Source organism: Cyclobacteriaceae bacterium (assembly GCA_030584025.1).
In the GTDB taxonomy this organism is placed as follows: Bacteria; Bacteroidota; Bacteroidia; order Cytophagales; family Cyclobacteriaceae; genus UBA2336.
Map to the genome: position 1 here is coordinate 3,792,467 of CP129487.1, position 23,213 is coordinate 3,815,679.

The following is a 23,213-nucleotide window of genomic DNA, read 5'->3' on the forward strand; positions in this document are numbered from 1 at the left end:
AAACGAATATTCGGCTTAATACGCTGCGTGCATAATATTTTTCCATTTTAGTATGCACGCATAACAAATGTTTATATATTCGTGTCCCTGTAGGGGATTATGAAAAGAGAAGAAACCGTTGACCATCACATTCGTTCGGCCTGGCACGCCATAGCCCGCATGTATAACCAGCAGGCGGCTAAATACGATGCTACTATGGCCATCGGCTTTGTGCTGTTGAATATTGATGTTGACGAAGGCACCCCGGCCACCAAAATAGCGCCACTCATGGGGCTTGAGCCACGAAGCCTGACACGCCTGCTGAAATCACTGGAAGAACAAGGAGCCATTTACCGCGAAGTAGACAAAACCGATAAGCGATCGGTAAGAATTTTTTTGACCGAAGAAGGAAAGAAAGGACGGGAGCGGGCAAAGGAAACCGTGCTTCGCTTTAACGAGGCTGTGCGCGATGAAATTCCGGAAGCGAAACTGAATGTATTCTTCGATGTGATTCAACACATTAACAAGATCATTGAACGAAATAATATTTACGAAACAGTAAACAACTAATTTTCATTGTCATGCTTCGACAAGCTCAGCATGACATAAAAATGAAACTGATATAAACTATGAAACGATCTATCCGCAAAGTTGCCGTGCTTGGTTCTGGTGTAATGGGTTCATCCATCGCCTGTCATTTTGCAAACATTGGTTGCGAAGTGTTGCTGCTCGACATCGCACCAAAAGAACTTACTGAAGAAGAAAAAGCGAAAGGACTTTCACTTGATCACAAGAATGTAAAGAACAGAATTGTACAATCCTCTTTTGATAAGTGTGTGAAGTCATCACCAGGCCCGCTGTACAGCAAGAAATTTATTTCGCGCATCTCACTCGGCAACTTTGATGATGATTTTTCGAAGATCAAAAACTACGACTGGACCATTGAAGTGGTGGTGGAAAATCTGGAAATCAAGAAGAAAGTTTACGAACAAGTAGAGCAATACAGAACCCCCGGAACGCTGATTACTTCCAATACTTCGGGCATTCCCATTCACCTGATGGCGGAGGGCCGAAGTGCTGATTTCAAGAAGCATTTTGCGGGCACACACTTCTTCAATCCGCCCCGTTACCTGCGTTTGTTCGAAGTAATCCCAACTGCGGATACCGATCCGGAGATAACCAAATTCTTATTGCATTATGGAGATCTGTACCTGGGTAAAGTATCTGTACTATGTAAAGACACCCCTGCTTTCATCGGAAACCGGGTAGGTGTTTGGGGCCTGCTCAAGGTGATTGACTCCATGCAGAAATACGACCTGAATGTGGATGAAATTGATAAGCTGACAGGCCCTGTAATTGGTCGCCCGAAGTCGGCAACTTTCCGCACTTCCGATGTAGTTGGTTTGGATACCCTCGTGAAAGTAGCCAACAATTTATATGCAGGTTTGCCCAACGATGAAGCAAGAGAAATTTTTAAACTGCCTGATGTAGTTAACAAGCTTGACGAGAACAAATGGCTTGGAGATAAAACCGGTCAGGGCTTTTATAAGAAATCGAAAAACGAAAAAGGACAAACTGAAATTCTTACACTCGATTTAAAAACACTCGAGTATAAGCCGAAAGCAAAAGCAAAATTCGCCACACTTGAAACAACGAAGACGATCGACAACTTGCGTGATCGTTTCAAAGTATTGTTAGCCGGTAAAGACAAGGCCGGTGAATTTTATCGCGATTGTTTTTACGGATTGTTTCAATATGCATCGAACCGAATTCCAGAAATCAGCGATGAATTGTTTCGCATTGATGATGCCGTGTGTGCAGGCTTCGGTTGGGAACTCGGTCCGTTCGATACATGGGATGCACTTGGTGTAGAGAAAACCGTTCAGGCTATGGAAGGCATGAACTACAAACCTGCGCAATGGGTGTACGACATGCTCGCGGCTGGTAACAAATCGTTTTATAAAGTTGAAGGAGGTCAGCGTAAGTATTACGACATCCCTTCCAAATCATACAAATCCATATCCGGTAAAGAAGGCTTTATCATCCTTGAAAACCTTAGTGACAAAGTGGTATGGAAAAATGCCGAAAGCAAAGTCACCGACCTGGGTGATGGGGTGATTAACTTCTCCTGGAGTAGCAAAAGCTATACGCTGGGCAGCGCGGTAATTGAAGGCTTAAATAAGGCCATTGATTTGGCTGAAAAGGACTACCGGGGGCTGGTTGTGGGCCACCAGGGCCCTGATTTCTCGCTTGGGGCCAATCTGGGGCTGGTTTTCATGTATGCCATCGAGCAGGATTATGACGAAATCGACTTTATGGTGCGCATGTTCCAGAATTCGGTTATGCGCCTCCGCTATTCTTCGGTGCCCGTAGTGGTTGCCCCACAGGGCCGCACGTTAGGTGGGGGTTGTGAAATGACCATGCATGCCGATGTGGCGGTAGCAGCGGCCGAAACCTATATTGGGTTGGTAGAAGTAGGGGTGGGTTTGATTCCCGGAGGAGGCGGAACAAAAGAGTACACCAAGCGTGTAAGCGACCGCTTTCTGGAGGGTGATGCCGAAATGAATGCGTTGCAGAGCGCCTTCATGAACATTGCTACAGCAAAAGTTGCCTTGTCGGCAGAAGAGGCGCGTGAAAATGGAGTTCTCCGCGATCTCGATCGCATCACGGTAAATAAAGACAGACAAATTTTGGATGCCAAATCTGCTGTGATAGAGTTAGCTGACGCAGGATACACCATGCCTGTGCAGGCAAAAAATATTCGTGTGCAGGGAAGAGCCGGACTGGCGTTGTTTGCCGCTGGTGTTAACGGTATGAAAATGGGCCGCTACATCTCCGAGCACGATATGAAAATTGCCATGAAGATCGCCAACGTTATGTGCGGTGGAGATTTAACATCACCTCAGGAAGTAAGCGAGCAATACTTGCTTGACCTGGAGCGCGAAGCATTTGTTTCGTTGTGCGGTGAGCGGAAGACATTGGAGCGGATACAGAGTATTTTGACTGGGGGTAAGCCCTTAAGAAATTAAGTAGGCAGTTGACAGTAGGCAATAGGCAAAAGAACAGTATCAAATGGTGAATAGGCAAAATTCAAATCAAAGCTTTAGAGACTTAACTGTCTATAAGAAGGCATTTGAGTTGGCCATGGAGATTTTTGAGGTTTCAAAAACTTTTCCAAAGGAAGAACGCTATTCATTGACGGATCAAATCAGAAGATCGTCACGCGCTGTTTGTTCATGTATTGCTGAAGCTTATCGTAAAAGAAATTATCAGGCCTATTTTGTTAGCAAATCATCAGACGCTGACATGGAGAACAGCGAAACTCAGGCTTGGCTTGATTTTGCACAAGCTTGTAAATATATACACGATGATCAATACCATGATTTATTGGCAAAATCTGAAGAGGTTGGTCGAATGCTTAATCACATGGTTGAGAATCCTGAAAAATATTTAAGGAAGGAAGAAAAACAAGCTCATATAAAATGAGTATGGGGTAGGGACTTTGCCTATTGCAAATTGCCTACTGCCTACTTTAAAAAAATAGACACTAAAAAACTGAACAACATGGACGCATACATCGTAGCAGGTTACCGTACCGGAGTAGGTAAAGCAAAAAAAGGAGGCTTTCGTTTTGTAAGGCCTGATGATTTGGCGGCAGATGTAATCAAACATCTGGTTAAATCTGTTCCTGGTTTGGAGAATAGCATGATCGATGATTTGATTGTGGGCAATGCGGTACCCGAAGCAGAACAAGGCATGCAGATGGGAAGAATGATTTCACTCCTCGCATTGGGTATTGATACACCCGGCATGGTAGTGAATCGTTACTGCGGATCAGGAGTTGAAACGATTGCGATAGCAAGTCAACGTATACAGGCTGGCATGGCTGATGTGATCATTGCCGGAGGAACCGAGTCCATGTCGCTTGTGCCGGTAATGGGAATTAAGACTGCACTCAATTATAAGATTGCCACCGAGAATCCCACGTACTATACCAGCATGGGCTTAACGGCAGAGGAGGTTTCAAAGCAATTTGGGATTTCACGTGAAGAGCAAGATCAGTTTTCATATGAGTCGCACATGAAGGCTGCGGCCGCGTGGAAGGATGGAAAGTTTAAAGACGAAGTGGTGCCGATTACGGTGAAAGAAGTTTACGTTGATGAGAGCGGCAAAAAGAAAACCCGTGAGTTCACAGTCGCGACAGATGAAGGTATCCGCGCAGATACAACCGTAGAAGGGCTGTCAAAATTAAAGCCCGTGTTTGCCATGGGCGGAACCGTAACAGCGGGTAACTCTTCACAAACATCTGATGGTGCTGCTTTTGTGGTGGTGATGAGTGAACGCATGGTAAAGCAATTAAACGTAAAACCGATTGCACGCATGGTAAGCTATGCGGTGGCTGGTGTTGATCCGCGCATTATGGGTATTGGCCCGGTAGCGGCTATACCAAAAGCGTTGAAGTTGGCCAACATGAAATTAGATGATGTGGATTTGATTGAACTCAACGAAGCCTTTGCTGCACAAGCGTTGGCGGTTGTGAAAGAGTTAGGCATTGATCGTAAGAAGCTGAATGTTAACGGAGGCGCGATAGCTGTAGGCCATCCGCTCGGATCATCCGGAGCGCGCTTATCCGTGCAATTGTTCAATGAGCTTCGCAGACAAAATAAGAAGTACGGTATGGTTACCGCGTGTGTTGGTGGAGGACAAGGCGTAGCGGGGATTTATGAGCTTCTTAATTAGACTTAAGACGCAAGACTTTAGTACTAAGACTATGCACAATTTCAAGGAATTAAAAGTTTGGCAATCATCAAGACAACTTGTAAAGGAAGTCTATGAGCTGACTGCTTATTTTCCTTCATCCGAAAAATATGGATTAATTTCTCAGCTACGAAGATGTGCAGTTTCAATTCCATCCAATATTGCGGAAGGATCAGGCCGTAATACGGATAAGGATTTTGCGCAATTTCTCAATATTAGCCTGGGCTCATCTTATGAGCTTGAGACACTCCTGATTCTGTCTTTTGATGTTGAGTTGATTAGTCAGGATCAGCTTGAAAAATTCGTATTAAAACTTTCTGAAATACAAAAAATGACTTTTGGCTTGATCAAGACGTTGCGCCAGGAGTCTTATATCTAACGTCTTGATACTTATGTCAATGAAAAGAAAATGAGTACAGCAGTAGAAACCAAAAACGCAATCAAAGGAGGAGAGTTCCTGATTCGTGAAACGCAGGCGCATGAAATCTTCATCCCCGAAGAATTCAATGAAGAACAATTGATGATCAAGCAGCAGTGTGAGGATTTTTTGAAGAAAGAAATTCATCCACGCCTCGATGAAATTGATTCGATGAAGCATCCGGAATTGATGCCATCGTTATTGGATAAAGCCGGTGAGCTTGGATTGCTGGGGACATCTGTTCCACAAGAACTTGGCGGCTTCGGCATGGACTTCAATACGGCTATGCTGATCGCTGAAGTGTTGGGAGCAGGACATTCGTTTGCAGTGGCCATCTCGGCACACACCGGTATCGGTACATTGCCAATTCTCTATTATGGTAATGAAGAGCAAAAGAAAAAATATATTCCGAAACTTGCTTCAGGTGAATTTAAGGCAGCATACTGCTTAACAGAACCTGATTCAGGCTCTGATGCCAACTCCGGAAAGACAAAAGCCACGCTAAGTGCAGATGGAAAACATTACATCATCAACGGACAAAAAATGTGGATCACCAACGGTGGTTTTGCCGATGTGTATGTGGTGTTCGCCAAAATTGATAATGATAAAAACCTGAGTGCGTTTATTGTGGAGAAAGCCTTTGGTGGCATCACCATGAACGAGGAGGAGAAGAAGATGGGTATCAAGGGCTCATCAACCCGCCAGATTTTCTTTAACGATTGTAAAGTACCGGTTGAAAACTTGTTGAGTGAGCGTGAAAACGGTTTTAAGATTGCCGTTAATATTCTGAACATCGGAAGGATTAAATTGGGTGTTGCCGCAGTGGGTGGAAGCAAGATGTGCATTTCAACTGCAGTAAATTATTCGAAAGAGCGTAAGCAGTTCGGAACATCTATCGCAAACTTTGGGGCGATCAAACACAAAATTGCCGAAATGTGTACGAAGGTGTTTGCATCTGAGTCGGCACACTATCGGGCTTCGCAAAATATTGAAGATGCCTATCACGCGTTTATCGCAGGTGGTATGGAGCCAGGTAAGGCCAGGTTGAAATCGCTGGAGGAGTTCGCCATTGAATGTGCGATTCTGAAAGTGCACGGATCGGAAGTACTTGACTTTACCGTGGATGAAGGTGTTCAGATTTATGGAGGCATGGGCTTTTCGGCTGAAGGCCCGATGGATCGCGCGTACCGCGATGCCCGCATTAACCGGATATTTGAAGGCACCAACGAAATCAACCGTTTGCTTACCATCGATATGATTTTGAAACGCGCGATGAAAGGTACGCTCGACCTGATGAATCCTGCTATGGCGGTGCAGAAGGAATTAATGTCTATTCCGGATTTCGGAGCAAGCGAAGAGGAAGGCGTTTTTGTAAAAGAGAAAAAAGTGCTGGCCAATTTGAAGAAAGCCGGTCTGATGGTAGCAGGTGCAGCGGTACAAAAGTTCATGATGAAACTTTCGGACGAGCAGGAAATACTCATGAACCTGGCCGACATGCTGATTGAAGGATATGTAGCTGAGTCAACATTGTTACGTGTGGAGAAACTGATCAGTCAGCGTGGTGAACAAGCCTGCGAACTTCAAAAAGAGATGGCTATGATTTACCTGCACCATGCTGTGAACAAGGCGGCCTCAGCAGGCCGTGAAGCTATTGCCTCGTTTGCTGAAGGCGATGAGCAACGCTTAATGCTGATGGGATTGAAGCGCTTTACCAAGATAGAAGCCTATAACCTGAAAGAGGCAAGAAGAAAGGTGGCGAACCATGTGATTGAAAAAGGAGCGTATCCTTTTTAATAAAGAATAGAACCGGAGGAGGTTGTTACAAAAGTATTTTCTTTTGAGACAGCCTCTTTTTTTTATTGTACCGTGTGAATCAGCGCTTTTAAATCACTTTCGCGTAAAGGCTCAGTTGCTTCCTTACCGGTTGGGTTAATGGCTTCACTGTTTTTATCCAACAAAATAAACGAAGGCGCTTTCCTTATTCTGAATTCCTTGGCCAGGTCTGATTTACTGCCAATCCTGTAGTTGATGATTCCATCAGCAAACAAGTTATACCGGTTAACGAATTGATTCCACATTACCGGATCATCATCGAGCGAAAGCATAACCACTGTTAGGTTATTTCGAAAGGCACGTTGAAATCGCTTGGCCTCTTCCAGTTGCTGAAGGCACGTAAGATTACACGTGCTATTCCAGAACACGAGGTACAGCGGTTGTTTTCCCTGATTAAAATCACGAAACCAGTTAAATTTTTCCTCACTGTCATTTCCTCCATCGGAGGTGCTCCACTCGTATTTCTGATACCGTACAAATTGGGCATTCAATGAAGTGCCACCACCCAGGTCGCGGATAATTTCATCTTCAAGCGGGGTGGTTTTTAGTATCGTAGCGTTCTTCCAAAAAGCGGAGTCGTATGGAATTTTAAGCAACTCTTCTTTGCCCGGCAATTTTCCAACAAAACTTTGCTGCGGATCGTGTAGAATCTCAGTTGCTACCAACTCAACATGGTACAGGTGTGAACCGCCATCCACAAAATGACTTTCGCCTTCTTGAATGAAGTGATACGGATAATATTTGTCTTCGTACTTCCGGTAAAACGCTGCGGTTTCAATGGTGTGTGTTCCGTAGGTTTTTGTTTGTTCAGTTTTAACTATGGCATGTGTATCCGTTGTGATGTATAACGTGCCGGTAGCATGCGGCTGCTTGCGATAGCCCGATGTTGTCAGCACGGAATCTTCTTTGCTGATGTATCCAATCAGGTAAACCTCCTGCCCATCGTGAACGGTAATCGCATCGTAAGAAAAGGTATAATAATTAAAATCGGCTTTGAGATTACTGACCGTGTTATAAAAATCAATTTGTTCTTTTTTCTGGCGATGTTGGTAGCCAACAATATCGGCATGAAGAATATTTCCAATCCCGATAGGTTCGTGCCCTTGTGCGGCAACAGTTTTGTCCAGACTTCTGCGCAGTTGTGTTACGCGTATTTCTTCCCGCTCACCCGCTGTGGTTTGCGTGCCCTTGTAGCCGTAAGGCTTCCACACATCTACAAAAGCTTCAATCAACCGGCCATAGGCATCATCATCTTTACAATAATGCCGATAGAAAAATTTTTGAAGGTGTGGTGTGTTGTCGTAATTGTGCTTCACGTTGGCCAGCGCTTTACGAACAATCTTTGCCGGATCAACGGGCTTGCGTTTGGTTACAATGATTTCGCGCAACTGAACAATGGTGGGTTTAAGTTCAATCAACTTCAGGGCTTCAATTGAGTTGATCAATTGCGACTCATAGCCAACACAAGAAATTTTTATGGAAAAGGTCTCGGCAACAGATATTGAAAACTGTCCGTTCAGGTTAGAACTGGTTCCCTTTGATGTACCCACAATACCGATAGATGCAAAAGGTACCGGCTCACCGGTTTGTTTATCCACCACACGGCCCTCTACAACCTGCTGCGAAAATGCAGGTAAGCTGAACATCAAAATCAGCAGGAACCAATAAAATTTACTTCTTCTCAAAACTAGTTTAGGTTCTGGCTTTCAAGGCCAATTGCAATATGGCAAATGTTAACCGATTAAAAATCGTTCAAAGTACCACTGGTTAATGATTAAAATCAGCGGGGCAAGTCCCACAAAAACGTACACAACTGGTGTTCAGATGCGAACGAAAGCCGCATCCAAAAATCTGGTTTTCCCTTAAAATTGAACGCAAAGCGCATTTTTTAAAAGTGGAAGGATTTTGGCAGGCGAATACTCAAAAATTGCAACAACAATGGCCAAATCTACCTCCACCGTACTCATTGTTATTTTATTGATACTGACTTTTCCGATATGGATCGGCCTGGCCGGAGGCATATTTGGACTGGTCATGGGTTTATTCGGTGCGGCTGTTGGCCTTATTGCCGGAATTTTTGGAGCGATTGGCGGAATATTGGGCGCCATCTTCGGTGTGATCGGAGAATTTTTCAGCTGGATTTTTGGCGGAATATTCGACTGCGATTTTTACTCTCCATATGTTTCGTTTCCAAGACCGATCACCCTGTTGCTGATTATTTTGGTGGCGGTTTTGATTATGCGGTCACGCAATCAGCCGGCTAAGTAGAAGGATGCCGGTTGTATAACGCAGGATTTAAAAAATAGTGACTGTACACCGGGTACCTGCGAATGGCTTTTAGCACGGGGCGCTTGCCTTCAGCAAACTCCACTTTGTAGTAAAACTCAAAACCTTTTTCAACCTGTATTTCCCTGCGTACCATGTACCACACTTTGTCGTATGGGTTGAGTACTTTTACTTCTACTTTAAATTTTCCAGGATTGCTTTTAATGCGCACAAACTTTTCAGGTTGCTTGTTGAAAAGTTTTCCGTTGATATAAACCTGCATGGAAGAAGCTTTAGCCGTTTGAATAGCGATGCTGGAAGAGTATCCCCACGCAAAAGCAGTGCTGCAAACCAAAACCAGAAATGTTGCCAACTTCTTCATAAACCAACTGTTTTGTTACTATAGGCAAGCTTCATGCCAGCCAACAACCACTTGTTTATTCAACGAAAAAAGTGAGTTCTAAGTTATATAAAGGCCAAAACTGTATTTTATGATCCGGATCATTCTATGCGCAATTCACGCTTAAATCCCATAATAAAATTTTGCAGTCCCTTTTGCCAGCTTACATCAGCATCCCATTTGGTGCCTAGAAATACGTTGTTAAACTCAATCTGACGAAAGTAAAATTTATACACCGGTGTTTCTGCCGGTATAGTTTTTACACGCTCAACACCATTATCATAGGTAACCGAAACCAGGGCGGTTTCTCCCTCGCGAACTTCGTAGCCCAAAAGCGCTTTGGCTGTTGGTCCGCGTGAGTGAACAAACCGAAGGATGTAAAACAGACCCTGTTTGCGTAACTCCGGTTCAGGAATATCGGCATCAACCAATTTATATTTGAATGGATACGACTTCATGATTTCTTCCAGCTCTGCATCACGATCATCACCAAATTTCTGAACAGCTAACCCATCAACTTTCAAATCGGTGGCAAAGGCTTCGGTTCGCCTTGCGGTGAATATGTTTACGTTCAGGTTTAATTCAGGCACTTCGCTGATCAACAGGTTTTCCTTCTTGTATGTATTTAGCGCCTGACTGTACAGTTGCCTTAACACTTCTTTCAGGTAGGCATCAGAAGTGCTCCACGCACTTTGTCCGGGTTCAACAAAACCTGCTTTAGCGTTGAAAGGCGTAATGGTTACGGAGTACTTGTTTTCTTGCTTATCGCAGATCACCAGGCATTCTATTTCGCGTGTAGAAAAATATTTATTGAATGCATCTTCCACATCTGGCCCGGCAAAAACACGATCGATCTCAAAGTACACTACGGCATCAATGCCACTGCGAACCAGACCAGCATGTAAATCATCGATTTCTTTTTTGGTAAGCAACGGACTATAGAGAACAACGGAACGGCCACTCATTATTTTTTCCGGAAGTGGCCCCCCGGTGCGCAACTGAGTCAACGGAGCAGGAATTTCAACCTGGGCGGATAGTGTAAAGGAAATGAGCAGTATGGGAAGAATGAGTTTCATGGTTGTAAACTAAACGAAAAGATGCGTGGTCTAGTACACATTTCAAAATACTCCAATAAACAATCCATCCGGCTCGGCTTTAACCGGATAGGTAACAAGATCGGCTGAGCGGCTGGCACACTCGCGTCCGGTTTCAAGCGAAAAGCGGTAGTTGTGCCACGGGCAAATCACCTCACCGAGATAGTTCACCAGGCCTTTACTCAACGACTCGCCATTGTGTGTACACCTGTCTTGCACAGCAAAAAACTGATTTTGTCGCTTCACCAGGCATATTCTTTTTTCACCAATCAACACCAATTGTGGTTTATCGGGTTGAAGACGCGATTGAGCTTCTTCCATGCTGTTGAAAATTTTAATCCACTGCATACAAATCAGCTTTGGCGAAGATCACCTTTTTTCTATCTTGATTCAAATCAAAAACATGACCATGATGAAATATGTACCGATTGCTGTGTTGCTTGTGATCACCTGTGCGCTTCAGGCACAAACACCTGCCAAACTCCAAACTAAAGTTGATCAACAAGCTGCTTCCCTTGAGCAGAAAGTAATTGAGTGGCGCAGGCATTTTCATCAGTATCCAGAACTTTCAAACCGTGAAACAAAAACCGCACAGAAAGTTGCGGAGCATTTAAAAGCACTTGGCCTTGAGGTACAAACCGGTGTGGCGCATACAGGCGTGGTAGGGTTGTTACGTACAGGTAAGCCCGGGCCCGTAATTGCCCTTCGGGCGGATATGGATGCATTGCCGGTTACAGAGCGCAATAGTTTGCCGTTTGCCTCGAAAGAGAAAGCCGTTTTTAATGGACAGGAAACCGGTGTGATGCATGCTTGCGGACATGATACGCACGTGGCCATACTCATGGCGGTGGCAGAAATATTATCGAAGAACAAGAGTGAATTGAAAGGTACCATCAAGTTTATATTTCAACCAGCGGAAGAAGGCGCGCCTGCCGGTGAAGAAGGAGGCGCGGATTTGATGGTGAAAGAAGGCGTGCTGGAAAATCCGAAACCCGATGTGATTTTTGGTTTGCACATCAACTCGGCTACTCCGTTGGGCATGATTACTTACAGGCCTGCAGGCACAATGGCGGCTTCCGATTGGTTCTCTATAAAAGTAAAAGGTGTACAAGCGCATGGAGCCTACCCGTGGAAGAGTGTTGACCCGATTGTGGTTTCGGCACAGATTATTACCGGATTGCAAACCATTGTAAGCAGACAAACCGAACTTACCAAAGAAGCAGCCGTGATTACCATTGGAAGAATTCAGGCAGGTATTCGCGAAAACATTATTCCGGAAGAAGCTTTTATGGCCGGCACCATCCGCACATTGGATGTGGGCATGCAGGATAACATTCATGAAAGGATACGCTTGACTGCTACTAAAATTGCGGAGAGCGCAGGTGCAACGGCAGAAGTGAACATTACTAAAATGACACCAATTACCTACAACGATCCGGCCCTTACGGAAAAAATGGTGGGCAGTTTGCAAAAGGCAGCGGGCGCAGACAAAGTCGTGCGCATCAATGCCGTAACCGGTGCGGAAGACTTTGCTTTCTATCAGAAAAAAATTCCCGGATTTTTCTTTTTTATTGGCGGCTTACCACCTGGTCAGGATCCGGCTAAAGCCCCGGCACACCACACACCCGATTTCATGATTGATGAGCGCGCCATGCTCACCGGACTGAAGGCAATGCTGAACGTGACGGTGGATTATATGTACGCGAAATAATTAAAAAAAGTAGAACGGCACGAAATGTAAAGTGCTATTTGTGAAGCACTCTTTGCGCCTCAGCGGTAAAGGGTAAACCGCCAAGTCGCGGAGACGCAAAGGTCTCGCTAGGTTAATTCGTGGGGGTAAAAACTGCCTCCTGAACACACGTTATCTTCACTGTTTTTCCGGCCATGCATCCTGTGGCGAAATCGTTTCGTTCTTCATAGCCGATCATTACCATCTTGCCATCCACGTAATCAAAATTGTACAGCGGATCTTCCGTTACTTCTTTGGGCAGCGGAGGGGTACCGCACCAACCCATATCCCAAACAGGAATCAACCGGGTACCGTCATTCAGTTCAAACACAAATCCGCAACCATCCAATGAAGTAAGGTCGCGAACGACAGCCGGTACCGTACAACCTTCAGGCATCGGGTCGGTGCCGCATTGAAAGGCTGTTGCTATTAATGCGCTCAGGAGTATAATCGTCAGACTTAAACGTTTCATAGATTTCTGTTTACGCATTAGACACAGGTGGAGGAATTTTGGTTGGAGTTTCTGTTGTGTGTATAATTTTGGTATATTTGTGTGTATGAAAAAAACTCGAACAAATGTTGTGCTTGACGATGATCTGATAGCGGAGATCATGAAGTTAAGCGAAGAAAAGACAAAGCGAGAGGTAATTGAAAATGCATTACATGAGCGACTTAGAATTCTTAAACGGAAGAAATTAGCGGCTTTGCGTGGAAAGGTTAAGTGGGAAGGAGATCTTGACCAAATGCGTAGGGGAAGGTTTTGATGTTGTTCGACACATCAATATGGATTGATTTTTTAAACGGTAGGTCTACAAATAATGTAGAGCTATTGCAAAGCAACATAGCAAATGACAAACCTGTTATAATTTGTCCGCCAATATATCAGGAGATTCTGCAAGGTGTCCGCGATGAATATCGGTTTGCTGAGATTAAAGATTTGTTGATGTCGATTGATTTCTTATACCTAGATGGATTTTTTGCTGCTGAGGGTGCAGCACAACTCTATAGATCTATACGAAAAAGAGGAGTTACTATTAATAAGCCAAATGATTGCTTGATCTCGTTTTACGCCATTCATTTTAATATTAAGCTTGTCCATAATGACACGGACTTTGAGAAAATAGCCAAACACTCCACACTCAAACTCTACACCACATAAAGCACTAACCCCTTCAAATATTCACCTTCCGGGTGGCTCATGGAAACTGGGTGATCGGCAGGCTGTGAGAGCAGATGCAACACCTTCACTTCACGGTTGGCTTGAATGGCAGCTGAAGCAACGGTATCGTAAAATAATTGTTTGTCGACTACTTGTGAGCAGGAGAACGTAAAAATGATGCCACCGCTTTTAATCACTTTCATGGCTTCGGCATTCAGGCGTTGGTAACCTTTCACCGCCTGGTGGCGCGCATCGCGGTGCTTGGCAAAAGCAGGTGGATCAAGAATAATTAAGTCGTATTGATTTTCTTTTCCCTTCAGAAATTCAAATGTGTCAGTAGCGACACAGGCGTGTTGTTCTGCATCGAAACCGTTGAGTTCAATATTTTTTCGGGTGAGGTCAATTGCTTTTTCGGAAGCATCAACGGAATGCACCAGGTTGGCTCCGGCCTTTAATGCGTACACTGAAAACCCACCGGTGTAGCAAAAGGTATTCAACACATTTTTTCCGTTGGCAAACTCACCCAACAGTTTTCGGTTTTCACGCTGGTCGAGGAAGAAGCCGGTTTTTTGTCCTTCCACAAAATCGACAAGAAATTTATGATTGTGTTCAAGAACAATTTGCTGACCGGAAATCTCACCAAATAAAAAACCATCTTGTTGTGTGGCTCTCACTTTATCGGGCAACGTAGCACGACTCTTATAATAAATGGCAGTAAGGTTATCACCCAAAACAGTTTTTAAGGCTTCAGCAATACGCTCACTGTCTTTGTGCATGCCTGATGAGTGGGCCTGCACCACCGCAACCCGATCGTACACATCAATGATCAGCCCCGGTAGTCCGTCACCTTCTCCGTGAATCAAACGGAAAGCATTGGTGTGTGCAGCAGGTAAGCCTACGCTTTTTCTTAACTGTAAAGCCTTGCTGATTTTTTCTGTCCAGAAATTTTCCGTTGGCTTATCAGCACCAAACAACAAAATGCGAATGGCAATGCTGCCTTGCTGATAATGACCAAAGCAAAGTGTTGATCCTTTATGATCGCACACTTCAACCCAATCACCTTCCTGTACGCCTGGATCAAGCTGATGAATGCCTCCTGAAAAAATCCACGGATGCTTGCGCAACACAGATTGCTCCCTTCCTTTTTTTAAAACTACTTTTCCGCTAATCATTTTTGATGAGGGTTGACGCGTTCAAATGGAAACGGAATGGATTTTCCGTCACCGGAGATGGTGGCCATCAGGCGTTGTGTTTGAGGTTGGTATTTGTAAGCAATCATCTTGGGAAAATCATGCTCCGGATTTTCGGCCACAAAACCGGTTTCATCAAACGCGGTTAGCTTGAAACGGATCGGCCCTTGCGGACCAGCCACATCGGGAATGTAAACATAGGCATCGCCTTCGCGAATGAATTGAATCTCTTCAGTTACTAACGTATCGCCAGCCGGTGAAATTCTAAAAGCAAAGCCTTGTAGCAAAATTTTTCCTTCGCCCTTTTTCCAGACTTCAAACACTGGTTTGTCGGGGCGTTTCCAGGTTCCCTCCAGCCAGGCAAACGGGTGATCGGGCGATTGCGCGAATGCGGGGAAGCTTATAATGAGCAGTGCAACAAGCCGGAGTGATTGCATAACATGCAAAGATGCTCTATATTACTCGACTTAAACAGCCCCAGGCAAACCAAATTGCCGGGAAATGCGTAGATAGTATATCCGGAGAACAAGAAGGCGTTGAACAGGATTCAGGCACATTTTGACAATCAAAAGCTGACAAAATTTCTTAAAAACAGCGCATTTTGTGCTGATTTGGCCTTTTTGCCGGGTTTTTGCTTGCCTATGAACAAAACTAAAGGAGATACACTATGAAGCGATTTGCAACACTGTTTTTTGCCGCCATTCTGGGAAGCTTACTTACCCTCGGTGGCTACGAATACTTCAAAAAAGATGAAGGGGTAAAAATTCAATACGTTTCAGAATCCCCGATTTCGAAAGTCAATTATCTCAACGGAGCCTCATCAGAGGTGCCCACCAGTTTTGCCGATGTGGCCGAGAAGGTAACACCGGCTGTGGTGCACATCCGTTCCACGCAGCGCATAACACGCCAGGATAATTCTGCTGATCCGTTCCGCGAATTTTTTGGCATACCGCGTAACTACGGCCCGAGCCAGAGTTCAGGCTCAGGGGTAATTGTCAACGCAAACGGATACATCGTTACCAACAACCATGTGGTGCAAGGTGCCGATATGGTTGATGTAACCTTAAACGATAACCGTACTTTCAAAGCAGAAGTAATCGGAACCGATCCGGATACAGATCTTGCCCTTATTAAAATCAATCAAACCGATTTGCCTTTTCTTGCCTTTGTAGATTCTGATCATGCACGTGTAGGCGAGTGGGTGCTTGCTGTTGGTAATCCGTTTAACTTAACATCAACGGTTACAGCGGGTATCATCAGCGCGAAAGGAAGAAACATCAACATCATTAATAATAACCGCAGTGTGGAAGAACTGCAGGCGCAGGGAAACACCGCGATTGAATCATTCATTCAAACCGATGCTGCGATCAACCCCGGTAACAGTGGTGGTGCATTGGTGAACATGAATGGTGGCTTGCTCGGTATCAACACGGCTATTGCCAGTCCTACAGGTGCCTACTCCGGTTACGGGTTTGCTGTGCCTTCCAACATCGTAAGCAAAATTGTAGAAGACCTGATAAAGTTCGGTGTGGTGCAACGAGGTTGGTTGGGTGTAATGGTAGGCAGTGTGAATAGCGAGATGGTTAAACAGTTAGACCTGGAAGTAAATGAAGGCGCCTTGATTACAGGCTTTGCTGAAGATGGCAGGAGCGCGGCCAAAGCTGCAGGTATAAAAGAAAATGATGTGGTGGTAAAAATTGACGACACACCTATTCGCTCAAGTTCAGCGTTGATCGAAACCATTGGCCGTCATCGGCCGGGCGATAAAGTGATGATTACAGTAAACCGTCAGGGAAAAGAAATTACTTACCCGGTAGTACTGAAAAACCGCGATGGCAATGTAGATGTGGTGAAGCTGGAAGAGCGCAGCGGCATTGCAGCACTTGGCCTGGATGTGGAAGAAGTAGATGCCAAACAACTGAAACAACTGGATCTTAAAAACGGAGTGCGCATCAAAAAATTAGGTAACGGTAAGCTGGCACGGAGCACCGACATCCGCGAAGGATTTATCGTAACCAAAGTAAACGATGTGCCCGTGAAATCTGTTAAAGAGTTTAACGAAGAAATAAAGAAAAAGAAAGCAGGTGAACTTGTGATTCTTACCGGAACGTACGATGACTTTCCGCGCGAGTTCAACTATGCGTTCAGGATGTAGAACTAAACCCAAGTGTACATGAGAAAACTGTTTAGAAAAGGTGAGCGTGTGCGAAGCAAAATTGACGGAAAAGTGATGGAGGTGTTGCGCTACCTGAAAAACAATGTGGTGGAAGTGATGACGTTCGATCTGGAATCGAAGGAAGTGAGGAAGAAGCAGGTACGAGAAGACAAATTATCAAGAGCTGCATAAGCTGATTTATGTTGCGGGCGCAGCATAAACCTGTGCCCGTAAACATGAATCCGATAAAACTAATTGATACCTTTGCGGTTATTAGCATGACTAACCGGACTTACGCAAACTAAAGTGTACCTGTCAGGTTGAGCCTGTCGAAACCGGTTTTTCTTCCTGAAATAGCCTTCGACAAGCTCAGGCTGACAACAGTTCTTAGATCTTTGCGTAAGTCCACTTACTAAAACTAACCGCCATCAAAAAGTTTGACATACCCGCCTACTACCGGTCGTCTATTACCGGTAAAATAAAGGAAGCCCGCAGAGCAAAAGATCCGCGCAAGCAAGACTTTGCTCCCGTGTGCATCGATTTCGGGCCCGTAGGATTTTACATTGCCCGCCATTTTGGTTTTTGCTATGGTGTGGAAAACGCCATTGAAAAAAGTTATAAAGCACTGGAGGAGAACGCAGGCAAGAATGTTTACCTGCTCAGCCAGATGATCCACAACCAGGAAGTAAACCAGGATTTACAAAGCCGCGGCATTCAGTTTATTATGGATACAGATGGCACGCAGTTTATTCCGTGGGAGAACATCGGCAAAGACGATGTGGTAATCGTTCCGGCTTTTGGCACTACGCTGGAGATTGAACACTTACTGCTCGACAAAGGTGTTGATGTACAGAAATACAACACCACCTGCCCGTTTGTTGAAAAGGTGTGGAACCGGGCTGAAAAACTGGGGCGTGATAATTTCACCATCATCATTCACGGCAAACCGAAACATGAAGAAACGCGCGCCACGTTTTCGCACAGCGCCAGCACAGGCGCATCGATAATTGTACGCGACATGGAGGAGGCGAAACGATTAGGCGCCTACATTACCGGTGCCAAACCGAAAGAAGATTTTTACGAAGAGTTTGCTGGAAAATTTTCGGAGGGCTTTAATGTGGAAAGCGATTTACAGCGCGTAGGTGTGGTTAACCAAACCACCATGCTCGCTTCTGAGACCCAAGCCATTGCCGAATATTTTCGTTTGCTGATGATTGAAAAATATGGCGAAGAAAACCTGAAGCAACACGTAGCCGATACACGCGATACGTTATGCTACGCCACCAACGACAACCAGGATTCCACCTACGAGTTGCTCGAAACCGATGCCGATCTTGCCCTGGTGGTAGGCGGGTACAACAGCTCCAATACTTCGCACATTGTTGAGTTGTGCGAACGAAAATTCGCCACCTACTTCATCAACTCCGAAAACGAAATAAAATCACCGGAAGAAATTCATCACTTCATTTACCACGAGAAGCGAAAGGAAATCACCCGTAATTTCATTCCTGCCAAAGGGCAAGTAAAAATTGTACTCACCAGCGGAGCTTCCTGCCCCGATACACTCGTTGACCGCGTATTGCTGAAAACGGTTTCCTTCTTCCCCGGCAGCCGTTCGGTGGAGGAGGTGATGGGGGAGTTTTTGTAAAGTTTAACCTTCAAAATCCCAACATAGTCAATTTTGTTTGCTGCAGGTACAAAGTGCATTTTCTAAACGCTGCAAATTTGACTAAATTGACACATATAAAGATTTGAGAAATGAAGACAAAGGAAGCCTTTCACGAGTTGATTGATAAAATTGAGAGCGAAGAAGTATTAAAAGGTTATTTCGAGTTAATTAAGCGATTGAATAGCAATCAAACGGGAAAACTTTGGGACGCTCTCAGTTCCGAAGAAAAAGACGAGCTCCTTCTTTCTTACGAAGAGAGCCTTGATCCAAAAAATCTGTTGACCCACGAAGAAGTCAAAGCACAGCATGATAAATGGCTAGGAAAGTAGTTTGGACAAAACGGGCTAACAGCAAGTTCAATAAAATCATTGATTATTTAGAGGGAGAATGGGGACATAACGTCACCCGTAATTTTGTTAGGAAAACGTATGACATTATTGATCTGATTGCTGATCAACCTGAATTAGGCACGCTTGAGCATCAGGAAAAAATGATACGTGGCTTTTTGTTGACAAAGCACAACAGGCTTTTTTATCGAGTGACAGATAGGGAAATAATTTTGTTGAATTTTTTTGACACAAGGTCAGGCCCCAAGCGAAAGCGATATTAGGACAGGCGTTTGAATGACGCTGAGCAAACCCTGAAAAAACACATAGTCCATACAGAAAAGTTAGATAAGCTATGTGCCTATGTGCTTCAATGATTGGTAACACACCTGTAAAACCCGTTCGCATTTCACCACTATGATTGTCGTAACTGCACCGTAACAACCTCATTGAAGTGAACGAAATTTATACGGTAAATAAATTGCCGTATGAATATCAAGGAGCAAATAAACACGTATTTACAAAGCCTTCCTGCGCAAAAGCGAATTGACATGCAGGCGTTGCACAACCTGATATTGCAGATTAAGCCAGCCTGTAAACTATGGTTTCTGGATGGCAAGGATGAGTCAGGTAAAACGGTTTCCAACCCCAGTATTGGATACGGATTTCAACACCTGAAATATGCTGATGGCAAGACCAGAGAGTTTTATCAAATTGGTATCAGTGCAAACACAACCGGAATTACGGTCTACATTATGGGCATTGACGATAAGAACTATTTGGTTAAGACCTATGGAAAAAAGTTAGGTAAGGCAACCGTAACCAGTTATTGCATTAAGTTAAAAGCACTGAAAGACATTAACATGAATGTACTCGAAGAAGCGATTCGTTTTGGGCTTGAGCGCACCAGCTAAGGGTAATCCACATCTCACATACACCACAAAATAGCCTTAGTTTTAGCCTCACCCCAACTAACGGCTTGCTATTAGCAAGCGTTGTGCCGCCCCTCTCCACAGGAGAGGGGCCATTCAGGTTTTAGAAACCCGATGAAGAAAGATGGGGTGAGGCTAAAACAAAACAAAGATGCATTTCAGCAACTGAGGGAGGAGCAAAATATAGCCAATCAGAGCTGGTGCTTACGTACAACTGCAATACTTGTGGGTTATCCAAAGTTTGGCAGGTGACGCTGAGGGGGAGTAATAAAATATTTTTGTAAGTTCATGGTGTATATGCCTCAACGTGCGCGAAGGCAGGCCGGGAAGTTGAGATAAGGCGTCAATTAAAGCCGGAAAAAACCAACTCAATTCCTATGTGAAAACCTCAAACCCAATTCTCCGCAGGGATTTTATTAAATCCACTGCGATGCTCACCACCGGAACCCTTGGCCTTTCGTTCATTCCGCACACCAGCACCGCAGCCGAATGGCCAGCCGAAGACCGTGAAAATGTAATTGGCCCAAGAGAAGGATTTTCACCACATGTTGGCACCATGCTGTCGATGATGACGTGGATGCGAACCGTAATGTTATACCCGGTAAAGGACATGACGGTTGAGCAACTGGATTACGTGCATGACGAAGAATCAAACTCCATTGGCGCCATGCTGTTGCACCTGGCGGCAACAGAACGGTTTTACCAGGTACATACCTTTGAAGGCAAGAAGTGGGGCGACTGGAGCGAGCAAGACAAAAAGCGATTTTCCGTGGCCATGAGCCTGGGCGATGAAGGCAGAAAAATCATAAAAGGCAACACCCTCGATTTTTATTTAAGCACACTGCAGGAAGTACGGGAGCATACTATTAGTGAATTCTAAAAACGTGACGACACTTGGCTTTTGTCGGTTGACGAAAACTGGTTTTGGGGCCCCACCAACAATTATTGCAAATGGTTTCATGTGTGCGAGCACGAGTCAAACCACAATGGACAAATCAAATACATCAAGAGTCGGTTGCCGAAATAAGACCGTATCAAACCTCGCAACATCATTCTCCAGAGGAAGCTCTAAAAAAAACACATAGGCATATAATCCACATTAGAGAAGTATAGAAAAGCTATGTGCCCTATGTGTCTATGTGGTTAAAAGTTTGGCAACACACATTTAAAACCATTTCGTATTCCACCACCTTAATTGTCGTAACTGCACCGTAACAACGTACGTGTGGTCACCGACATTTGTAGGGTAACACAAACAGGTATGAGAAAATTAACCGTTTTATCCATGCTCACACTCGATGGCGTAATACAAGGCCCCGGTGCACCGAAAGAAGATCCTTCGGGCGGATTTAAATATGGAGGCTGGGTTGCTCCGTACGGTGATGACCTTTACGACCAGGTGGTGCAGCAAGAATTGGAACAACCGGCCGAATACCTGCTGGGCAGAAAAACATTTGAAATTTGGGAAGCCTACTGGCCCACCCATGCCGACTTCTGGCCGGGCATTAACGAGGGCACAAAATATGTGCTTTCAAAAAAGCGGAAGAAATCAACCTGGAAAAATTCGGTGTTCATTAAAACCGTGGCCGACATCAAGAAGTTGAAAAAATCTAAAGGGCCAGACATACAAGTGTGGGGCAGCGGCAAACTTGTTCAGCTGTTGCTGAAGCATGACCTGGTAGATGAACTCCGCCTTAAAATTCACCCGCTAACGTTGGGCAAAGGAAAAAAGATTTTGGACAAGGGATCCATTCCGGCTGCGTTTACGGTAACCGAGAGCCGGGTTACATCCACGGGCGTTATCATGGCCACCTACAAGCGCGCGGGCAAAGTGAAGACCGGCAAAGTTGGATAACGATGCACAACCACGCAGACGTTGATGCCTACATGAAAGGCTTGGCTGCAGCAGACCGCAATGCATTGGAATATTTGCGACAGCACATCGCAGTGCTGATGCCGGAAGCGGAGCAACGCCTGAGCAGGGGCGTGCCCTTTTTCTATTACAAGGGTAAACGTGCGGTGGGCTTCCGGGCATCAAAAGGGTATTTATCTTTTTTTATTATGGAAGGCCGTGTGCTCAAAAACATGAAGCACGACTTGCGCAATTATGAAAATTCAACAACCGTGGTTTGGTTTACACCCGATAAGCTGTTGCCGAAAGCACTGGTTGAAAAATTGGTGAAGGCGCGGATAAAGGAAATTGATTTAGCCCTCAATGCAAAAGGAAAAAAATTTGGTGAGCCATAGTGTCTTGGTGACTTGGTGGCTGATAAATTAAGTGAGATGTTGCCACCAGGGCACAAAGACACGAAAGACTACAAAGCAAGATCAGTTCATTACGATGATTGAAGTTATTCACACCAACCTGCACGACCTCGAACAAATCTTTGCGTTGTTCGATCACTCCGTTGCGTACCAGGAAAAGAACGGCTACCCGGTTTGGCGTAACTACGACAAGCAGGCGATCATCCATGACATGGAACAAAAAAATCAATACAAGGTTGTGGTTGACTCAACCCTAGCCATGGTATTCAGTGTTCGCTACACCGATAAAATAATTTGGAGAGAATTAGATAAAGGTGACGCCCTTTACCTGCACCGCATTGTGGTTAACCCTGCGTGTAAGGGGCAAAAGCTGTTTGGGGTTATTTTGGATTGGGCCATAGCCCACGCCAAACAAAAAAACCTGGGCCACATCCGCATGGACACCTGGGCCGCCAACCCCACGTTGATCAGTTACTATGCGGGTTTTGGATTTACCCGCATAGAAGACTTCACCACACCCAATAACCCCGAATTACCCGTACACAACCGAAACCTGGCGCTAACGCTGTTGGCGTACAGGCTTCCTTAAGCAAGCTTCGTTCCCGGCACAATTCTCAAGCGCGCATAGGAGTTACTCCTACCAATACACACCGTTAAAAAACTTTTTTGTAAGTTCACCATGTGTATATACACTACTGTAGGGGACAGGATATGTGCAGGAGATATGTATATACACTGTAGTTACCAGCAAGCGTATTGGACGACACAACAACAATGAAACGACTAACAATAACGAGAAAAAAGTAAACCATTTTGCCAGGTGACCAACATACAGAGCATATAGCAAATAGACAACGATTAAGACGACACTCGTTGCCAACGCTTCTGTATTTTTTATTTTCCCCACCGCACATTTTTTTAATTCAATTTTATGCCAACCCACAAACGGCACATGGTCTTTTGCCCCAACCGTACAAGCCAACCCGACAGGCAAAAGCCAAAGAGCCGTTTTTTGCCCACACACAATTAACGACATTTAGA

The 23,213-nt window shown here is 44.8% G+C and carries 26 protein-coding genes; 18 read left to right on the plus strand and 8 right to left on the minus strand.

The features are described from left to right. Window positions 1-99 precede the first annotated feature (99 nt). The 6 genes from QY309_17185 to QY309_17210 all read left to right on the plus strand — a co-directional run bounded on the left by QY309_17185 (window position 100) and on the right by QY309_17210 (window position 6,949). Window positions 100-549 (plus strand): MarR family transcriptional regulator, encoded by a 450-nt coding sequence (locus QY309_17185; GenBank protein ID WKZ59581.1) that lies wholly within the window; start codon window positions 100-102, stop codon window positions 547-549. 59 nt (window positions 550-608) lie between these two features. Beyond that, the gene (locus QY309_17190; protein ID WKZ59582.1) at window positions 609-3,008 is read left to right on the plus strand and encodes a 3-hydroxyacyl-CoA dehydrogenase/enoyl-CoA hydratase family protein; all 2,400 of its coding nucleotides are present in this window, start codon (window positions 609-611) and stop codon (window positions 3,006-3,008) included. 43 nt (window positions 3,009-3,051) lie between these two features. Beyond that, a complete protein-coding gene (locus QY309_17195) occupies window positions 3,052-3,465 on the plus strand; it encodes a four helix bundle protein (GenBank protein ID WKZ59583.1) in 414 nt (137 codons plus the stop codon). A 78-nt stretch (window positions 3,466-3,543) separates the two neighbouring features. Further along, complete coding sequence (locus QY309_17200; GenBank protein WKZ59584.1) at window positions 3,544-4,719, plus strand: acetyl-CoA C-acyltransferase; 1,176 nt, start codon at window positions 3,544-3,546, stop codon at window positions 4,717-4,719. A gap of 31 nt (window positions 4,720-4,750) precedes the next feature. Continuing rightward, entirely contained in the window at window positions 4,751-5,116 is a 366-nt protein-coding gene (locus QY309_17205; GenBank protein ID WKZ59585.1) for a four helix bundle protein, read from the plus strand. A 30-nt stretch (window positions 5,117-5,146) separates the two neighbouring features. Further along, window positions 5,147-6,949 carry an acyl-CoA dehydrogenase family protein gene (locus tag QY309_17210; protein ID WKZ59586.1) on the plus strand — a complete coding sequence of 601 codons (1,803 nt, stop codon included), beginning with the start codon at window positions 5,147-5,149 and terminating at the stop codon, window positions 6,947-6,949. A gap of 62 nt (window positions 6,950-7,011) precedes the next feature. On the opposite strand, the gene QY309_17215 is transcribed toward QY309_17210, so the two are convergent. Continuing rightward, window positions 7,012-8,673: a carboxypeptidase-like regulatory domain-containing protein gene (locus QY309_17215; protein ID WKZ59587.1), complete on the minus strand. Its 1,662-nt coding sequence runs from the start codon at window positions 8,671-8,673 to the stop codon at window positions 7,012-7,014. Window positions 8,674-8,926: 253 nt separating this feature from the next. On the opposite strand from QY309_17215, the gene QY309_17220 reads away from it, so the two are divergent. Further along, window positions 8,927-9,256, plus strand: a complete 330-nt coding sequence (locus QY309_17220; GenBank protein WKZ59588.1) for a hypothetical protein — start codon at window positions 8,927-8,929, stop codon at window positions 9,254-9,256. On the opposite strand, the gene QY309_17225 is transcribed toward QY309_17220, so the two are convergent. The 3 genes from QY309_17225 to QY309_17235 form a co-directional block, all read right to left on the minus strand. Then, window positions 9,249-9,635 carry a hypothetical protein gene (locus tag QY309_17225; GenBank protein WKZ59589.1) on the minus strand — a complete coding sequence of 129 codons (387 nt, stop codon included), beginning with the start codon at window positions 9,633-9,635 and terminating at the stop codon, window positions 9,249-9,251. The two genes, QY309_17220 and QY309_17225, sit on opposite strands and share 8 nt — an antisense overlap. Window positions 9,636-9,754: 119 nt before the next feature. Further along, on the minus strand, window positions 9,755-10,729 hold the full coding sequence (locus tag QY309_17230; protein WKZ59590.1) for a hypothetical protein: 975 nt from the start codon (window positions 10,727-10,729) through the stop codon (window positions 9,755-9,757). A gap of 42 nt (window positions 10,730-10,771) precedes the next feature. Continuing rightward, window positions 10,772-11,095, minus strand: a complete 324-nt coding sequence (locus tag QY309_17235; protein WKZ59591.1) for a Rieske (2Fe-2S) protein — start codon at window positions 11,093-11,095, stop codon at window positions 10,772-10,774. A 61-nt stretch (window positions 11,096-11,156) separates the two neighbouring features. On the opposite strand from QY309_17235, the gene QY309_17240 reads away from it, so the two are divergent. Further along, window positions 11,157-12,458 (plus strand): amidohydrolase, encoded by a 1,302-nt coding sequence (locus QY309_17240; protein ID WKZ59592.1) that lies wholly within the window; start codon window positions 11,157-11,159, stop codon window positions 12,456-12,458. Between the two features lie 112 nt (window positions 12,459-12,570). On the opposite strand, the gene QY309_17245 is transcribed toward QY309_17240, so the two are convergent. After that, window positions 12,571-12,948 carry a hypothetical protein gene (locus tag QY309_17245; protein WKZ59593.1) on the minus strand — a complete coding sequence of 126 codons (378 nt, stop codon included), beginning with the start codon at window positions 12,946-12,948 and terminating at the stop codon, window positions 12,571-12,573. A gap of 85 nt (window positions 12,949-13,033) precedes the next feature. Here QY309_17245 and QY309_17250 point away from each other — a divergent pair, with 85 nt between their 5' ends. Continuing rightward, entirely contained in the window at window positions 13,034-13,240 is a 207-nt protein-coding gene (locus QY309_17250) for a type II toxin-antitoxin system VapB family antitoxin (GenBank protein WKZ59594.1), read from the plus strand. A 382-nt stretch (window positions 13,241-13,622) separates the two neighbouring features. Here QY309_17250 and QY309_17255 read toward each other — a convergent pair whose 3' ends face one another. Next, window positions 13,623-14,807 carry a class I SAM-dependent rRNA methyltransferase gene (locus QY309_17255; protein WKZ59595.1) on the minus strand — a complete coding sequence of 395 codons (1,185 nt, stop codon included), beginning with the start codon at window positions 14,805-14,807 and terminating at the stop codon, window positions 13,623-13,625. Then, a complete protein-coding gene (locus tag QY309_17260) occupies window positions 14,804-15,262 on the minus strand; it encodes a DUF6265 family protein (protein ID WKZ59596.1) in 459 nt (152 codons plus the stop codon). Before QY309_17260 ends, QY309_17255 begins: the two co-directional genes overlap by 4 nt. 230 nt (window positions 15,263-15,492) lie before the next feature. Between QY309_17260 and QY309_17265 the strand changes: the two genes are divergently transcribed. The 9 genes from QY309_17265 to QY309_17305 all read left to right on the plus strand — a co-directional run bounded on the left by QY309_17265 (window position 15,493) and on the right by QY309_17305 (window position 22,761). After that, entirely contained in the window at window positions 15,493-16,980 is a 1,488-nt protein-coding gene (locus QY309_17265; GenBank protein ID WKZ59597.1) for a Do family serine endopeptidase, read from the plus strand. A gap of 18 nt (window positions 16,981-16,998) precedes the next feature. Then, entirely contained in the window at window positions 16,999-17,172 is a 174-nt protein-coding gene (locus tag QY309_17270; GenBank protein WKZ59598.1) for a hypothetical protein, read from the plus strand. Window positions 17,173-17,407: 235 nt separating this feature from the next. After that, window positions 17,408-18,628: a 4-hydroxy-3-methylbut-2-enyl diphosphate reductase gene (locus QY309_17275; protein WKZ61719.1), complete on the plus strand. Its 1,221-nt coding sequence runs from the start codon at window positions 17,408-17,410 to the stop codon at window positions 18,626-18,628. A gap of 110 nt (window positions 18,629-18,738) precedes the next feature. Continuing rightward, on the plus strand, window positions 18,739-18,978 hold the full coding sequence (locus QY309_17280; GenBank protein WKZ59599.1) for a hypothetical protein: 240 nt from the start codon (window positions 18,739-18,741) through the stop codon (window positions 18,976-18,978). Window positions 18,979-19,463: 485 nt separating this feature from the next. Further along, a complete protein-coding gene (locus tag QY309_17285) occupies window positions 19,464-19,889 on the plus strand; it encodes a DUF1801 domain-containing protein (protein ID WKZ59600.1) in 426 nt (141 codons plus the stop codon). Between the two features lie 397 nt (window positions 19,890-20,286). Further along, complete coding sequence (locus QY309_17290) at window positions 20,287-20,787, plus strand: DinB family protein (protein WKZ59601.1); 501 nt, start codon at window positions 20,287-20,289, stop codon at window positions 20,785-20,787. A gap of 381 nt (window positions 20,788-21,168) precedes the next feature. Next, window positions 21,169-21,762 carry a dihydrofolate reductase family protein gene (locus tag QY309_17295; protein WKZ59602.1) on the plus strand — a complete coding sequence of 198 codons (594 nt, stop codon included), beginning with the start codon at window positions 21,169-21,171 and terminating at the stop codon, window positions 21,760-21,762. Window positions 21,763-21,764: 2 nt separating this feature from the next. Next, the gene (locus QY309_17300; GenBank protein WKZ59603.1) at window positions 21,765-22,154 is read left to right on the plus strand and encodes a DUF1801 domain-containing protein; all 390 of its coding nucleotides are present in this window, start codon (window positions 21,765-21,767) and stop codon (window positions 22,152-22,154) included. Window positions 22,155-22,248: 94 nt separating this feature from the next. Further along, window positions 22,249-22,761, plus strand: coding sequence for a GNAT family N-acetyltransferase (locus QY309_17305; GenBank protein WKZ59604.1), 513 nt, complete (start codon window positions 22,249-22,251; stop codon window positions 22,759-22,761). A 48-nt stretch (window positions 22,762-22,809) separates the two neighbouring features. Here QY309_17305 and QY309_17310 read toward each other — a convergent pair whose 3' ends face one another. Then, window positions 22,810-23,208, minus strand: coding sequence for a hypothetical protein (locus QY309_17310; protein WKZ59605.1), 399 nt, complete (start codon window positions 23,206-23,208; stop codon window positions 22,810-22,812). Window positions 23,209-23,213: the final 5 nt, after the last annotated feature.

Bases quoted from the DNA above. Each gene is read 5' to 3' on its own strand.
- QY309_17230 (WKZ59590.1), bottom strand. From the start codon at position 10,729: ATGAAACTCATTCTTCCCATACTGCTCATTTCCTTTACACTATCCGCC.
- QY309_17245 (WKZ59593.1), bottom strand. From the start codon at position 12,948: ATGAAACGTTTAAGTCTGACGATTATACTCCTGAGCGCATTAATAGCA.
- QY309_17260 (WKZ59596.1), bottom strand. From the start codon at position 15,262: ATGCAATCACTCCGGCTTGTTGCACTGCTCATTATAAGCTTCCCCGCA.
- QY309_17205 (WKZ59585.1), top strand. From the start codon at position 4,751: ATGCACAATTTCAAGGAATTAAAAGTTTGGCAATCATCAAGACAACTT.
- QY309_17285 (WKZ59600.1), top strand. From the start codon at position 19,464: ATGAATATCAAGGAGCAAATAAACACGTATTTACAAAGCCTTCCTGCG.
- QY309_17295 (WKZ59602.1), top strand. From the start codon at position 21,169: ATGAGAAAATTAACCGTTTTATCCATGCTCACACTCGATGGCGTAATA.
- QY309_17200 (WKZ59584.1), top strand. From the start codon at position 3,544: ATGGACGCATACATCGTAGCAGGTTACCGTACCGGAGTAGGTAAAGCA.
- QY309_17300 (WKZ59603.1), top strand. From the start codon at position 21,765: ATGCACAACCACGCAGACGTTGATGCCTACATGAAAGGCTTGGCTGCA.
- QY309_17305 (WKZ59604.1), top strand. From the start codon at position 22,249: ATGATTGAAGTTATTCACACCAACCTGCACGACCTCGAACAAATCTTT.
- QY309_17185 (WKZ59581.1), top strand. From the start codon at position 100: ATGAAAAGAGAAGAAACCGTTGACCATCACATTCGTTCGGCCTGGCAC.
- QY309_17265 (WKZ59597.1), top strand. From the start codon at position 15,493: ATGAAGCGATTTGCAACACTGTTTTTTGCCGCCATTCTGGGAAGCTTA.
- QY309_17250 (WKZ59594.1), top strand. From the start codon at position 13,034: ATGAAAAAAACTCGAACAAATGTTGTGCTTGACGATGATCTGATAGCG.
- QY309_17225 (WKZ59589.1), bottom strand. From the start codon at position 9,635: ATGAAGAAGTTGGCAACATTTCTGGTTTTGGTTTGCAGCACTGCTTTT.
- QY309_17255 (WKZ59595.1), bottom strand. From the start codon at position 14,807: ATGATTAGCGGAAAAGTAGTTTTAAAAAAAGGAAGGGAGCAATCTGTG.
- QY309_17195 (WKZ59583.1), top strand. From the start codon at position 3,052: ATGGTGAATAGGCAAAATTCAAATCAAAGCTTTAGAGACTTAACTGTC.
- QY309_17240 (WKZ59592.1), top strand. From the start codon at position 11,157: ATGATGAAATATGTACCGATTGCTGTGTTGCTTGTGATCACCTGTGCG.
- QY309_17210 (WKZ59586.1), top strand. From the start codon at position 5,147: ATGAGTACAGCAGTAGAAACCAAAAACGCAATCAAAGGAGGAGAGTTC.
- QY309_17235 (WKZ59591.1), bottom strand. From the start codon at position 11,095: ATGCAGTGGATTAAAATTTTCAACAGCATGGAAGAAGCTCAATCGCGT.
- QY309_17280 (WKZ59599.1), top strand. From the start codon at position 18,739: ATGAAGACAAAGGAAGCCTTTCACGAGTTGATTGATAAAATTGAGAGC.
- QY309_17270 (WKZ59598.1), top strand. From the start codon at position 16,999: ATGAGAAAACTGTTTAGAAAAGGTGAGCGTGTGCGAAGCAAAATTGAC.
- QY309_17310 (WKZ59605.1), bottom strand. From the start codon at position 23,208: ATGTCGTTAATTGTGTGTGGGCAAAAAACGGCTCTTTGGCTTTTGCCT.
- QY309_17220 (WKZ59588.1), top strand. From the start codon at position 8,927: ATGGCCAAATCTACCTCCACCGTACTCATTGTTATTTTATTGATACTG.
- QY309_17190 (WKZ59582.1), top strand. From the start codon at position 609: ATGAAACGATCTATCCGCAAAGTTGCCGTGCTTGGTTCTGGTGTAATG.